This is a genomic window from Pseudomonas congelans, from assembly GCF_900103225.1.
Lineage (GTDB): Bacteria > Pseudomonadota > Gammaproteobacteria > Pseudomonadales > Pseudomonadaceae > Aquipseudomonas > Aquipseudomonas congelans.
Window position 1 is genome coordinate 171590 of the sequence record NZ_FNJH01000008.1, and the last position, 14599, is coordinate 186188.

The following is a 14599-nucleotide window of genomic DNA, read 5'->3' on the forward strand; positions in this document are numbered from 1 at the left end:
GGCGAAAGGGCCTGACAGCAGCAAACCGGGGTGTAAAAAGCACGTCGCGGACCTTGCGGGCTTTTGCACGGGTGGCGGAACGCAAGCCGGAGCCTAGCGGGTCAACGCGGTGGTTTCATCGTACTCCGGACTCATGCTGCCGGGTTGAAGAATGCCTATCTGCGCACCTCGCCAGAATGCCCGGTCCTTGCCGCCGCGCTTGGCCTGATACAAATTGATGTCGGCGGTCTTGAGCACTGCCGAGCTGTCCGCTGCCGCCGGGATGTCTGCCAGCCCGGCACTGCAGGTCAGCGGGCTCACAGCGGATGACTTCCTGATGCAGTCCAGCAGGCTCAGCACATAATCCCGAGCGTCATCTTCACTGCACATTGGCAGGATCACGCCGAACTCCTCTCCGCCCATTCGCCCAAAGGCAAGACTGCCCACGGTCTTTTGCAGACAGCCAGCCATCACGCGAAGCGCCTGATCACCGGCGTCGTGGCCGAATTGATCATTGATCGTTTTGAAGTCATCAATGTCGAGCATCAGAAAATAACCCGCGGAGTTATTCAGCACATGATTATCCAGTGCCTGCATCAGTGCACGGCGATTCAATATAGCGGTCAGGTCATCGGTCAGCGACAGTTCACGAAACTGATGTTCCAGACTCAATACGGTACGAAGTGTGCGCGTGTAAGTGTGATTCATCACACTGCCCAGACTGACCGACGTGATAAAGAACAGTGTCATGAACACAGTCGCAACACTGTCGGTATCGACCCCCTGGGCGGGAGAGAGAATACACCAGGCGAGTACCGCCACCAGAAGATAATCCCGGGTATACACCACTAACAATGTCGAACACAGGATAATCATCACGGCGACCGAGAGTGACCAGTTGATGTCCGTCCCGGTGCGTAAATGTCCCGCCCTTGAAAAGCACAGTGCCACAATGATCACGAATGCCATGCCCACACAGCGCCAGACCCTGAAGTCGACCGCCCGGTATTGCAATGCGCACGCCCCCAGCAGGCCAAGGGTCAGCAGCATTTCCGGCGGACCGAATTGCAGATATGGCGTGACCGAGAGAACAATCAGCCAACACACGATGGCAATACATTGCACACGCGCAATGGCGGGTGAGAGCAGCTGTTTTATCCGGGTCTGCATGTCACCGTTCATAGAAAACTCCAGGCATCCGATTTGCCGAGTCGAATATCCGCCGCCTGAAGACTACCTATATTAAGCAGCCCAAGAGTCGACCGACTGATTGAATGACATTCACCACCAGGTGACCATCATTGAGACACACCGGGCAATGAACATCATTGACCGGCGCCTGAACTGTTTGACGCAAACAATATACTGGATATGAATGACAGTTTGCACAAAGAGAAGGCGCCTAATAACTCTCAATAACGTTTCTTTATTCAATGAACATCTTGTCGCACGTCGTACGTCATATGCTGTCTGCGAAGCAGAAACTCCGGCGCGAGCGGGCCGCTTGCCGAACACACTGTCTGTCGGCGGCGACTCACGCTATCCTCGGCGCATGACTCTATTCCCCGGCCTGATCGATCTCCCCCGCCAATTGCGGCATTCCGAAGTGCGCGACCTTGCCTGGGTGATCCTCGCGCCGCCCATGCTTGAAACCGCACCCTGGCCGCAGCGCCACCCACTGGCGGGCAGCGACTGGGTAAAGGCCCCACAGCAACTGGCGGATTTTCTCTGGCAACTGGACCGCGACAGCCGCCCGCTGGAAGACTGGCTGGCGCAGGCCACCACGCGAAGACTGGGCCGCTATTACGAACGGCTCTGGCAATTCGCCGTGCAACATGCGCCGGGGGTGGAAATAATCGCAGCCAACCTGCCGATCAGGCTTGGCAGCCAGACCCTGGGCGAGCTGGACATGCTGCTGCGTGATGCTGAAGGCGTGCACCACGTCGAACTGGCGATCAAGCTCTACCTGGGGCCGCAGGACGGCGATGGCAGCGATCCGGCGCACTGGCTGGGGCCTGGCTGTCAGGATCGGCTGGACCGCAAGCTGGCCCATCTGAGCCAGCATCAGTTGCCGATGTCCGCGCGCCCGGAAAGCCGTGCGACGCTTGAAGCGCTGGGCGTCGAAGCGTTCAGTGCGCGGTTGTGGCTGGGCGGCTACCTGTTGTATCCGTGGCCGGGCTCATGCCAATCCCCTGCCGGCGTTCATCCGCAGCACCTCAAGGGGCTCTGGCTGCATCAGCGTGACTGGAGGTCGTTCCTGGCGCAAAGCCAGCCTGGACGCTGGCAGCCCCTGCCGCGCCATGCCTGGCTGGCGCCGGCACTCTACAACCAGGCGTGGAGCGATCAGCAGTTGCAAGACTGGCTGAATGAACTCGATCCGCTGGCCCCGGCGCAGCTATTGGTGCGCCTCAGGGAGAATGCCGAGGGCCACTGGGAGGAAGCCGAGCGACTGTTTCTGGTGTCGGACATGTGGCCGAATCTGGCCGACACCAGTCATCCGCTCAACTCAATCGCAATGCCAGCGCAGCCAGTGTGACCAGCAGCACAGGCACGGTCAGCACGATACCGACCTTGAAGTAATAGCCCCAACTGATGGTGATGCCCTTGCGCTGCAGCACATGCAGCCAGAGCAGCGTGGCCAGACTGCCGATAGGCGTGATTTTCGGGCCGAGGTCGCTGCCGATCACGTTGGCGTAGATCATCGCTTCCTGGATGGCGCCGCTGGCATGACTTGCGTCGATGGACAGCAGCCCGATGAGTACCGTGGGCATGTTGTTCATGATCGAAGACAGGAACGCAGTCATCAGGCCGGTGCCCATCGCCGCGCCCCAGATGCCATAGCCCGCGAACCAGTCCAGCAAGCTGGCCAGGTAATCGGTCAGCCCGGCGTTACGCAGGCCATAGACCACCAGGTACATACCCAGCGAAAAGACCACGATGTGCCACGGCGCTTCTTTCATCACCTTGCTGGTCTTGATGGTATGCCCTTTGGCGGCGATGCCCAGCAGCAGCACTGCGCACACCGACGAGATCGCACTGATCGGGATGCCCAGCGGCTCAAGGGCAAAACAACCCACCAGCAGAATCAGCAGCACCGCCCAACCGGCCAGAAACGTGGCGCGGTCATGGATAACCGTTTCCGGCTTGTCCAGATGCTCGGGCTCGAACTCGGCGGGAATGTCCCGACGGAAGTACCACATCAGCACGGCCAGGGTGGCGGCGACACTGGCCAGATTCACCGGCACCATGACGGCTGCATAACGGTTGAAACCGATCTTGAAGTAATCCGCCGAGACGATGTTCACCAGGTTCGAGACCACCAGCGGCAGGCTGGCCGTATCGGCGATGAAACCGGCCGCCATGACGAATGCCAGCGTCGAGGCAGGCGAAAAGCGCAATGCGAGCATCATGGCAATGACGATCGGGGTGAGGATCAGCACTGCACCATCGTTGGCGAACAAGGCCGACACCAGCGCACCGAACAGCACGAATAGGGCAAACAGACGGCGTCCGTTACCCTTACCCCAGCGCGCCACATGCAGCGCTGCCCAGGCAAAGAAACCGGCCTCATCGAGCAGCAGCGTAATGATGATCAGCGAAATGAACGTCGCCGTGGCATTCCAGATGATGCCCCACACCACAGCGATATCACTGAAGTGCACGACGCCTGTCAGCAACGCCAGTATTGCCCCCAGTACGGCACTCCAGCCTACGCCCAGACCCTTGGGTTGCCAGATGACCAGCGTGATGGTGAACAGGAAAATCAGCGTTGCTATCAGCATTATTTGGTCCGAGGCAGAAGAATCGCGAGGATGCCGAGCAGCGGCAGGTACGAGCACAGCGTGTAGACGAACAGGATGCCGTGGCTGTCGGCCAGATAGCCGAGCAAGGCAGCGCCGATGCCGCCGAAGCCGAACATCAGGCCGAAGAACAGCCCGGCAATCATGCCCACGTTGCCAGGCACCAGCTCCTGGGCGTAGACCACGATGGCGGAAAAGGCCGAGGCCAGGACAAAGCCAATGATCACACTGAGTACGCTGGTCCAGAACAGATCCGCATAGGGCAGCGCCAGGGTGAATGGCGCAGCGCCAAGAATCGAGAACCAGATCACCGCCTTGCGGCCAATGCGGTCACCGATCGGCCCGCCGAAAAAGGTCCCCGCCGCCACGGCGCCCAGAAACAGGAACAGGTGCAGCTGCGAGCTGGCGACCGACAGGCCAAATTTCTCGATCAGGTAGAAGGTGAAATAGCTGGTCAGGCTGGTCATGTAGAAAAACTTGGAAAACACCAGAAACGCCAGCACTGCCAACGAGGCAATCACGCGCTTTCTGGACAGACCATGAGTGGCAGCCTGACCAGCCTTGAGCTTGAACAGGTTGAGGTGTGCGCGATACCAGCGGCTGATTGCATACAGCAGCCCCAGCGAGAACAACGCAAACAGCCCGATCCAGGCGACATTGCCCTGGCCGAACGGGATGATGATCGCCGCGGCCAGCAACGGTCCGAACGCAGTGCCTGTGTTGCCACCGACCTGAAAGGTCGATTGCGCAAGCCCGTAGCGACCACCTGAGGCCAGTCGCGCGATACGCGAGGCTTCCGGGTGGAACGTTGACGAGCCGATGCCGATCAATGCGGCGGCCAGCAGAATCAAGGGGAAGCTGCCGACCAGCGACATCATCACGATACCGATCAGCGTGCAGATCGATCCGACGGGCAGTACCAGCGGGTTGGGATGGCGGTCAGTGTAATAACCGACCCAGGGCTGCAGCAGCGAGGCTGTGATCTGAAATGTCAGGGTAATCAGGCCGATCTGGGTGAAGCTCAGGTCGTAGCTGGCCTTGAGCATCGGGTAGATCGACGGAAGGATGGCCTGAATCAGGTCATTGACCAGGTGCGCGAGGGCGACGGCACCGATGATGCGCATCACCAGCGGGCTGGTTTGAGGGGTGGTCGAGGCCTTCGCCGTCACGGGCGGAGCACTGGTCGCCATGGTATTCATCCGTAAAAGGGTTCGCGGTTCGCCCGGCACAGATGATTACAAGATGTGTCACGTGTACCAGGGCGCGCCAATGTGCCATTTTTCGGGGCGACTGTGCCACGTTTTGTTGCGTTTTTGCTGACGGGTAGGCAAGTGTTCTGCCGGGCATGGCTTTTCCTGTGTTCGGCTGGTGCGCCGATGCTGCGCATTGGCATGCAGTTCATGAGGCTCGGCGTCACAAACTCTGCGCTGCGCCACCTGTTCAAGACCGGACGCGGAGCGTCCAGAACTGCATGCCCACGCAGAGCATGGGCACGATAGGTGTTCTCAGGAGCACCTCTCGTTCCTCACGCTCCGCGTGGGAATGCAGTTCGTGACGCTCTGCGTCACACAGCGGTTCTGCAATGTCAGGTGGATTGGTGTTTGGCTCAGGTCACCTTTGCGCCCTTACGGCGCCTTACTTTGAGGGACCAAAGTAAGCAAAGTCCCCGCTCCTGTTTCCGGCCCTTGTCCTCAGGCAATTGACCCCACCACCGGCTCTTCGCCTGTAGCGGGTACATCATGCAGCGAGATTTTCGAGGTTTCCGGCAGGGCCATGCCGCCGGCCATTGCCAGTGCTGCCACGGCGATGAGGTAGAACGCTGGCGACAGGTTGCTGCCGGTCATGCTGATCAGCCAGGTTGCCATCAGCGGCGCGGTGCCGCCGAACAGGGTGTAGGCCATGTTGTAGGTGATCGCCGAGGCGGTGTAGCGGGTACGGGTGGGAAAGGTTTCCGACAACAGTGCGGCTGTTACCACGCCGCATAGTACTGCGCCCACGGCGAGCAGCATGACGCCGATGATCGAGGCGATGAACGAACCGGAGCTGGCCATCAGGAATGATGGAACCACTACGACCATCAACAGAATGCAGGCCGTTGCCATGGTGACCCGGCGCCCTACCCGATCCGAATAGGCACCGGCCAGTGGGCAGAGGGCGGCGGCAAAGGCCAGAGCGATCAACGAAACCAGCAGCGCCGTTGCCCTGCTCAGTCCACCGGCCACTTGCAGGTAGGTCGCGAAATAGGTGGTGAACATGTAGAACGACAACGCCGTCAATGACACGAATGCGCCCAGACAGCACATCGCCGCTGCGTGGTGGCGCAAGGTGTCCTTGAGCGGCGAGTGAGCGACGGCATGTTCTTCAGCGACTGCCTGAAACGCCGGGGTTTCATTGAGCTTCCAGCGCAGGTACAGCCCGACCAGCCCCAGCGGTGCAGCAATCAGAAACGGCAGACGCCAGCCCCAGTTGCCCATGGCCTCGGTCGACAGAAACGACTCCAGCGCGTAGGCCACCACTGCGGCGGCAGCGAATGCGGAGAACGTCGAGACCGGAACGAAACTGCCGTACCAGGCACGTTGCGTGCGCGGGGCATGCTCCATGAGGTAGGCGCAGGCACCGGCATACTCCCCGCCGGCCGAGAAACCCTGCGCACAGCGAATGATGGTCAGCAGAACCGGCGCCATCACGCCGATCGCGGCATAGGTCGGTAACAGGCCGATCAGCGTGGTGGCACCGGCCATCAGCAGGATAGTCATCGCCAGGGTTTTCTTGCGCCCGATACGGTCACCCAGCATGCCGAAGAAAACTCCGCCCAGCGGTCGAAATGCGAAGGCCACGGCGAACACGGCGAAGGTTTTCAGCAACGCCGCACTGCTGTCGCCGCTGGGAAAAAACTGCAGTGCGATCGTCGTCGCCAGAAAGCCATACACAGCAAAATCGAACCACTCGACAAAGTTGCCGATGGCCGCAGCGACGATGACTTTTTTCAGCGTGGCAGGATCGACTTGCTCTACGGTAGTAGTTGTCATGGCTGACCTCGGCGTCTTGATCTGGAACGGATCGATTATCGAGACAGCGAACCGGATGCCCCGCTCCAGGAGTGTCATCCACGTAGTCATGGCCGACGCCTCGCCATTGATCTGCGCAGAATTCATGCCAACGGCTCTGCTACGTGGTTTACAGGCCCATCGCGCGCCGTCCCTGAAGGCCTCCGGTGTGGACGAAGACCAGGCGGGTGCCGGGCTCGAAACGACCGGCCAGCACCTCATCATGCAGGGCCAGCAAAGCCTTGCCGGTGTACAGGGGTTCCAGAGGTACGCCGCTCTGCGCCTCACTGTCGGCAATGAAACCGAGCAGCGCCGCGTCGGCTCTGGCGAAACCGCCGCGGCTGGCATCGAACAAAACACAGGTCGGTGGCAGGCAATGCGCGACATCGGCCTGCGCGCCAGCCGCCTCATTCAGCACAGCCATGATGTTTTGCGCGATCCCATGATCCTCGGGCACAGCCATCGCCCCATAAACCGGGCGAGCGCCCGCCTCTGCCAACAGCAAGCCGGCAAGCGTGGTGCCGGTGCCTGCAGCCAGCCACCATCCGTGATAATCGTCCCAGCCAAGATGCGCGAGCTGCTCGTCGAGCATTGTCCGCAACCGACCGCAACCCGACGCACCGGCAAGCCCGCCACCGCCTTCGGCAATCGGATAAAGACCTGGATAGCGGGCCTGCCAGGGCGACCAGAAGCCCGCAGCATGTCGCTGACGATAACCGGCGTAACCCAGCCAGTGCAGTTGCATGCCGAAAGCCTGCAGATCGAGCACCGTCGGCGTCTGCTGAGCATGACCGCGCAACAGGCCGACTGTCGGGAAACCGAAACGCTTGCCTGCAGCAGCCAGGGCATGCAGATGATTGGAGTGCGCACCGCCGAGGCTGATCAATCCCTCGGCACCCGCGTCGACAGCCAGGCTCAGGTGCTCGCTGAGTTTGAACCATTTGTTGCCGCTGATCAGCGCGTCTATAAGGTCCAGGCGCAGAATGGCAACCTCGACCCCGGCCTCTTGCAGCCAGGGCAGGTTCAAGCGTTCGAGGGGAGCAGTAGGTTGCCAGCCGAGGGCGTCGAGCATCATGCGCCGCAGTTTACAGACAAGCCGTTTCAGGGTCTTCGCCGATCAGCGGGCTGCGTCGCGAAGCCCTTGATCAGGCATTGTCTGTCACAGGGTGGCGGCCAGGCGTGAGCCCTGGTCTATGGCGCGTTTGGCGTCCAGCTCGGCGGCCACATCCGCGCCGCCGATCAGGTGCACGCTTTGCCCGGCGTTTAGCAGGTCGTCATACAGTTCGCGCAACGGGTCCTGCCCGGCACAGATCACTACGTTATCCACCGCCAGCAGCTGTTCTTCGCCGTCTTCGCCGATGCGAATATGCAGCCCTGCATCGTCGATTTTCAGGTACTGCACAGCATTGAGCATCTGCACCTGTTTGTTCTTGAGCCCCGTGCGGTGAATCCAGCCGGTGGTCTTGCCCAGGCCGTCGCCGACCTTGGAACTCTTGCGCTGCAACAGAAACACCTGACGTGCCGGCGCGTGGACTTCGGGTTTGACCCCGGCGACACCGCCGCGAGCCTGCAACGTCGTATCGATACCCCACTCTTTCCAGAAAGCCTCGCGATCCAGGCTGGTGGCCACGCCCTGATGCACGAGAAATTCCGATACATCGAAACCGATGCCACCCGCGCCAATCACCGCCACCCGGCGCCCGACGGGCTTGCGCTGCAATATGACGTCCAGATAGCTCAACACCATGGGGTTATCGATGCCGGGAATGGCCGGTGTGCGCGGAGCGATGCCGGTCGCCAGAATCACCTCGTCAAAGCCTGCGCCCAGCAAGTCTGCAGCGGTTACCCGATTACCGAGACGCAGCTGAACACCGGTCTCCTGCACTTTGTTACGGAAGTAGCGCAGGGTTTCGGCGAACTCCTCCTTGCCCGGCACACGCTTGGCGATATTGAACTGACCGCCGATTTCGCTGGCCGAATCGAACAGCGTCACCTCATGCCCGCGCTGTGCGGCAACGGTTGCAGCAGCCAGACCGGCAGGACCGGCGCCCACTACGGCAATTTTCCTGACCTGCAGGGTGGGCAGGTAATTAAGCTCGGTCTCGTGGCAGGCACGCGGATTGACCAGACAGCTGGTCAGCTTGCCGCCGAAGGTGTGGTCAAGACAGGCCTGATTGCAGCCGATGCAGGTGTTGATGCGTTCGGCATGGCCGGCAGCGGCCTTGTTGACGAACTCGGGATCGGCCAAAAACGGACGAGCCATTGAAACCATGTCCGCATCACCTTCGCTGAGAATGCGCTCGGCAACTTCCGGTGTGTTGATCCGGTTGGTGGTAATCAGCGGGACGCTCACCGAGCCGCGCAGTTTGGCAGTGACCTTGCTGAACGCGGCGCGCGGGACCTTGGTAGCGATGGTCGGAATGCGCGCTTCATGCCAGCCGATGCCAGTGTTGATCAAGGTCGCACCGGCCTGCTCGACTGCCTTGGCCAACGCGACGATCTCTTCCCAACTGCTGCCGCCTTCCACAAGATCGAGCATCGACAGGCGAAAGATGATGATGAACTGCGCCCCGACCGCCTCACGCACGCGCCTGACGATCTCGACCGCCAGACGCATGCGGTTTTCATAGCTGCCGCCCCAGCGGTCGGTCCGGTGGTTGGTATGCGCGGCCAGGAACTGATTGATGAAGTAGCCTTCCGAGCCCATGATTTCGACACCGTCATAACCAGCACTGCGGGCCAGCGTCGAACAGGTCACAAAATCAGCGATCTGCTTTTCGATGCCCTCTTCGTCCAGCTCTCGCGGCGTGAACGGGTTGATCGGTGCCTGAATGGCACTCGGCGCGACTTGCTTGCGGCTGTAGGCATAGCGACCGGCGTGGAGGATCTGCAGGCAGATCTTGCCGCCAGCCTCGTGTACCGCACGCGTCACGATGCGATGGCGATCCGCTTCTTCAGCGTTGGTGAGTTTTGCCGCGCCATCATAGACACCGCCTTCTTCGTTGGGCGCAATGCCGCCGGTGACCATCAGCCCGACCCCGCCACGGGCGCGCTCGGCAAAATAGGTCGCCATGCGCTCGAAGCCACCCGGCCGCTCTTCAAGACCGGTGTGCATCGAGCCCATCAGGGTGCGGTTGCGCAAGGTCGTGAAGCCCAGGTCCAGCGGGGCCAGCAGGTGCGGATAATGAGCAGCAGTCATGGCGAAGCTCCATCGAGTCAATCACGGAATAGCAAGGACCTCTGCGGATCCTCTGGTTCATTTGGCAACAGTAAAGACGCATACCGCCACACACTCAATGACCGAAAGTGACAAGTTATTGATCCAAACGCGCAGCGGCACTTGGCAAGCGCCCGGCGCCGCCCTACCCTAGTCGACAATTTCCCGATGGCCATCATTCGATCTGTTTATGCGCAAACTCTTCGCCATCTGTCTGGTTCTGCTGAGCGTTGCCAGCCTCGTCAGCTACGCGATCTGGACCGGACAACGTCCGGCGGGTCACTACCTGTCCGATCTGCGCATCCGCCTGGCCATCAATGAAGGCCAGCCCGGTGAGCGCGGCAATCTGCTGGGGATCGAGCCCGAGCTGTTCCCCACTGATTATCAGAACCCCGAGCGACTGCACCGCAAGCTCGCCGCTTATCTGCAACAGGCCCGCGACAATGGGCTGATCAATCCGCGCACGGTGGTGGTGCTGCCGGAACATATCGGCACCTGGCTGTTCGCCAGTGGCGAGAAGGATCAGCTCTATCAGGCCGCGACGGTGGATGAAGCCATGGAATGGTTGTCGTGGAGCAATCCGCTGCAATTCATCAAGGCGATGCTCGAGGCCGAAGGCAGGGACCGTCTGGATGACGCCTACCTTCGGATCAAGGCCCGATCAATGGCGCGAGACTATCAGGCGCTGTTTGGCGGCCTGGCCAGAGAGTTTGGCGTCACGCTGGTGGCAGGCTCGATTGTGCTGCCCGATCCCAGCGTTGAAGGCGGTCAACTGAAAGTCGGCAGCGGCGCCCTGTACAACAGCAGCCTGACGTTTGGCAGCGATGGCCTGCCGCTCGGCCAGCCGCAGCGGCAGTTGTACCCGGACCGCTATCAGAAGCGTCATGTGCGCACGGCAAGCGACGCGCCGTTGAATGTGATCGACACCCCGGCCGGGCGTCTGGGTGTGCTGATCGGCAGCGACAGTTGGTACCCGGAGAATTACGCGCGCCTGAACCGTAGCGGCGCACAATTGATTGCGGTGCCGGCCTTTGTGATCGGCAAGGCCGCCTGGTCCGAAGCGTGGCGCAAGCCGCGGCATTCAGACATTGACGTGCCGAACGACAGCCCTAGCGAGGGCGAAGCCTGGCATCAGCTGACGTTGACCGGGCGTGCTCCGCAAAGCACTGCGCAGGCGGGGATCAGTGTGTTCATGCGCGGGCAGTTCTGGAATCAAGGCGTGGCCGGGCAAAGTTTTGCCAGCCACGCAGGACAAACGATCGCCGAGCCGCCGCAGGAAAATGCTGCCGTTGGCGGTGCGCGCCTGATCAACCTCTGGCTTTGACGATGCCGACCCCGACCCTGCGCCTCGGTGATCTGTCGGTGGGTTTCATCCAGAGCCTGACCGATGCAGTCAACAGTTTCGACAGCAGCCCTGACGCACTCCTGGAGCAGTACGGTCTTGACCCCATTCGCCTGAGCCAGGCCGGGGCGCGGCTGTCGATTCCGCGCTACATGCGCCTGGGACATGCAGCCATCCAGCTGACCGGCCAGCCCGGGCTGGGCCTGCGCATGGGCCAGCTCAGTCGTTTCGCGCAGGCCGGCCTGGCCGGTATCACCGCTGCCCAGGCACCCAACGTGCGCGAGGCGGCACGCAACCTGATCCGCTTTGAACCCTTGTACGGCTCCAATTATCGCGGCCAGTCGAGCTTCCACGAGGATGCCGGCGGCGCCTGGATGCGCTTCTATTCAATCAGCCCCTATAACGCTTACAACAGGTTTGTGGTGGACTCGATTTTAGCTGGCTGGCTGGGTCAGCTTTCGACGCTGGCAGGTACAGAACTGCGCGCACAACGCGTCGAGATCGAATTCGAAGCGCCTGACTATGCCGCGCAATACGCCGTATTGAGTGATAACCCGGTGGTGTTTGGCGCGGCGACCAATCAACTGCGCCTGGATCAGAGCAGTCTGGCATTGCGCAACCCGGACCATTGCCCGAGCACCTGGCGGCACCTGTTGCAGTTATGCGAAGGAGAACTGGAGCAACAGACCCGCACCCGCAGCCTGCGTGAACGCATCATTCAATTGCTGGGGCCGCTATTGAACGGCGGAAGTGAACCGGATCTCGAGGAAGTGGCGACGAGGCTCAAGCTGCCGACCTGGACGCTGCGTCGCAAGCTGGCCGAGGAAGGTACCCGCTTTCGCGCAGTGCTCAATGACACGCGGCGCGACCTGGCAATGACTTACATTCGCGACACTGAACTGGCGTTCGGGGAGATCGCCTACCTGCTGGGGTTCGCTTCTGCAGAGGCGTTTCAACGCGCCTTCAAACGCTGGAACGGGCAGACTCCGGGAGAGTTTCGCCGCAGCCAGCGTCAAAGCGCATGAAGCCGTTCACAGTTCGGTAGCGTCGTCGGCAGGCTCTACCGGGTCCAGTTCCGATGCACGGTATTCAAGTAGTTCTTCCTGGTATTCGTCCATTTCTTCGCCCTCTTGGCTGAGTGAGTGGGGGTGATAATCAAAGCTGAAATAACTGACCGCAAGATCAACATTAAAGTGCCAATGTGAAATAAAAATGTTGATTCCTGTCAAACAGACGAAAAAGACCGTGACCGATTCAGCATCCTTGTCGCCTGTGTAGCGGACTGACGCTATTGACTTGCATGCCGGTGTCGACCTAACCTCCAGCCCATGAACCTCATCAAGCACAACCTCGGCCAGATTATTATTACCGTCATTCCAGTCATGGCGGGTTAGCCGACGTTTGCAAAAAACCCGCCCTGGAGGCGGGTTTCTTCTGTCTCCCGGGCAACATTGCCGAATCAGGAGTCAGACATGATCGTAATCCCTCGCTCTATCGCCCTTCTCGCCGCTCTGGACCTGATTATTGATTTGCCTTGCGCATTCGCCCAGTTTCCAGGCGCGACGACGTATAAAGGGGCGACGCGATGAGCCAGGACCCGCACGATCTGCTCAACTATTACGTACGCAAAATCCTCACCTCCCGCGTCTACGACGTCGCCATCGAAACGCCGTTGCAAGGCGCTCGTCAGCTGTCCGAACGGCTGGGCAATCAGGTGCTGCTCAAGCGCGAAGACCTGCAGCCGGTGTTCTCGTTCAAGATTCGCGGCGCGTACAACAAGCTCGCGCAATTGCCCGCAGAGCAGACTGCGCGTGGGGTAGTGACGGCATCAGCGGGCAATCATGCACAGGGCCTGGCGCTGGCGGCGCGTGAGTTGGGGATCAAGGCGACCATCGTCATGCCGCGCACCACGCCGGAGATCAAGGTCGAAGGCGTGCGATCGCGGGGTGCCACTGTGGTGCTGCACGGCGACTCCTTCCCGGAAGCGCTGGCCTACTCGCTGAAGCTGGTCGATGAGCAGGGTTTCGTCTACATCCATCCGTATGACGACCCTGACACCATCGCCGGGCAAGGCACGGTGGCGATGGAGATCCTTCGTCAGCAACCGGGCCAGCTGGATGCGATCTTTGTCCCGGTCGGCGGTGGCGGTCTGATTGCCGGTATCGCGGCCTACGTGAAATACCTGCGCCCGGAGATCAAGGTCATCGGCGTCGAGCCGGACGACTCCAACTGCCTGCAGGCGGCGATGGCCGCCGGCGAACGTGTGGTACTGAGCCAGGTCGGGCTGTTTGCCGATGGCGTGGCGGTGGCGCAGATCGGCCATCACACCTTTGAAGTGTGCCGCCATTATGTCGACGAAGTGATCACCGTCAGCACCGACGAGATTTGCGCGGCGATCAAGGACATCTACGACGACACCCGCTCGATCACCGAGCCGTCCGGCGCGCTGGGCGTGGCCGGGATCAAGAAGTATGTCGAGCAGCGCGGCGTCAGCGGCCAGACGCTGGTGGCGATCGACTCCGGGGCCAACGTCAACTTCGACCGCTTGCGTCACGTGGCCGAACGCGCCGAACTGGGCGAAGGTCGCGAGGCGATCATTGCCGTGACCATTCCCGAACAACCGGGCAGCTTCAAGGCCTTCTGCGAGGCCATCGGCAAGCGGCAGATCACCGAGTTCAACTACCGCTATCACACCGACCGCGAGGCGCACATCTTCGTCGGCGTGCAGACCCATCCCGAGAACGACCCGCGCAGCGCCCTGATTGCCAGCCTGACCGAACAGGGTTTCCCGGTGCTGGACCTGACCGACAACGAACTGGCCAAACTGCACATTCGCCACATGGTCGGCGGGCATGCCGAGCGGGTGAATGATGAAGTGGTGCTGCGCTTCGAGTTCCCGGAGCGACCGGGCGCGCTGTTCAACTTCCTCAACCGCCTGGGCGGGCGCTGGACCATCTCGATGTTCCACTACCGCAACCACGGCGCAGCTGACGGCCGGGTGGTTGCCGGGCTGGTAGTGCCCGAGGAAGAGCGGCATCTGGTCGGCGCTGCGCTGGATGAAATCGGTTACCGGTATTGGGACGAAAGCGAGAATCCGGCGTACCGCTTGTTTCTGGGCTGAGGCCGTGGATACTTCTCGTTCCTCACGCTCCGCGTCACAAGAGGACGCAGAGCGTCCAGACCGGTATGCCCACGCGGAGCATGGGCACGATAG

Annotated in this window: 11 protein-coding genes; 4 read left to right on the plus strand and 7 right to left on the minus strand. The window is 61.0% G+C overall.

What is annotated here, in order from left to right; all coding sequences use genetic code 11:
- Positions 1-93: 93 nt before the first annotated feature.
- Positions 94-1161 carry a GGDEF domain-containing protein gene (locus BLR20_RS22540; protein WP_032614223.1) on the minus strand — a complete coding sequence of 356 codons (1068 nt, stop codon included), beginning with the start codon at positions 1159-1161 and terminating at the stop codon, positions 94-96.
- Positions 1162-1531: 370 nt separating this feature from the next.
- Here BLR20_RS22540 and BLR20_RS22545 point away from each other — a divergent pair, with 370 nt between their 5' ends.
- Complete coding sequence (locus tag BLR20_RS22545; RefSeq protein ID WP_054993569.1) at positions 1532-2515, plus strand: DUF1853 family protein; 984 nt, start codon at positions 1532-1534, stop codon at positions 2513-2515.
- Here BLR20_RS22545 and BLR20_RS22550 read toward each other — a convergent pair.
- The 5 genes from BLR20_RS22550 to BLR20_RS22575 all read right to left on the minus strand — a co-directional run bounded on the left by BLR20_RS22550 (position 2481) and on the right by BLR20_RS22575 (position 10025).
- Positions 2481-3761 carry an arsenic transporter gene (locus BLR20_RS22550; protein ID WP_010435658.1) on the minus strand — a complete coding sequence of 427 codons (1281 nt, stop codon included), beginning with the start codon at positions 3759-3761 and terminating at the stop codon, positions 2481-2483. The genes BLR20_RS22545 and BLR20_RS22550 overlap by 35 nt on opposite strands.
- Positions 3761-4969 (minus strand): MFS transporter, encoded by a 1209-nt coding sequence (locus BLR20_RS22555; RefSeq protein ID WP_010435655.1) that lies wholly within the window; start codon positions 4967-4969, stop codon positions 3761-3763. Before BLR20_RS22555 ends, BLR20_RS22550 begins: the two co-directional genes overlap by 1 nt.
- A 501-nt stretch (positions 4970-5470) precedes the next feature.
- Positions 5471-6808 carry an MFS transporter gene (locus tag BLR20_RS22565; protein ID WP_054993574.1) on the minus strand — a complete coding sequence of 446 codons (1338 nt, stop codon included), beginning with the start codon at positions 6806-6808 and terminating at the stop codon, positions 5471-5473.
- 148 nt (positions 6809-6956) lie between these two features.
- Entirely contained in the window at positions 6957-7901 is a 945-nt protein-coding gene (locus BLR20_RS22570; protein ID WP_054993570.1) for a 1-aminocyclopropane-1-carboxylate deaminase/D-cysteine desulfhydrase, read from the minus strand.
- 84 nt (positions 7902-7985) lie between these two features.
- On the minus strand, positions 7986-10025 hold the full coding sequence (locus tag BLR20_RS22575; RefSeq protein ID WP_054993571.1) for an NADPH-dependent 2,4-dienoyl-CoA reductase: 2040 nt from the start codon (positions 10023-10025) through the stop codon (positions 7986-7988).
- A gap of 208 nt (positions 10026-10233) precedes the next feature.
- On the opposite strand from BLR20_RS22575, the gene BLR20_RS22580 reads away from it, so the two are divergent.
- Both BLR20_RS22580 and BLR20_RS22585 read left to right on the plus strand, forming a co-directional pair.
- Positions 10234-11367, plus strand: a complete 1134-nt coding sequence (locus BLR20_RS22580) for a carbon-nitrogen hydrolase family protein (protein ID WP_010437307.1) — start codon at positions 10234-10236, stop codon at positions 11365-11367.
- A gap of 2 nt (positions 11368-11369) precedes the next feature.
- The gene (locus BLR20_RS22585; RefSeq protein ID WP_054993572.1) at positions 11370-12410 is read left to right on the plus strand and encodes an AraC family transcriptional regulator; all 1041 of its coding nucleotides are present in this window, start codon (positions 11370-11372) and stop codon (positions 12408-12410) included.
- Between the two features lie 6 nt (positions 12411-12416).
- On the opposite strand, the gene BLR20_RS28170 is transcribed toward BLR20_RS22585, so the two are convergent.
- Positions 12417-12731 (minus strand): hypothetical protein, encoded by a 315-nt coding sequence (locus BLR20_RS28170; RefSeq protein WP_054993573.1) that lies wholly within the window; start codon positions 12729-12731, stop codon positions 12417-12419.
- A 239-nt stretch (positions 12732-12970) separates the two neighbouring features.
- Between BLR20_RS28170 and ilvA the strand changes: the two genes are divergently transcribed.
- The gene (gene ilvA, locus BLR20_RS22595; RefSeq protein WP_074595048.1) at positions 12971-14506 is read left to right on the plus strand and encodes a threonine ammonia-lyase, biosynthetic; all 1536 of its coding nucleotides are present in this window, start codon (positions 12971-12973) and stop codon (positions 14504-14506) included.
- Positions 14507-14599 lie beyond the last annotated feature (93 nt).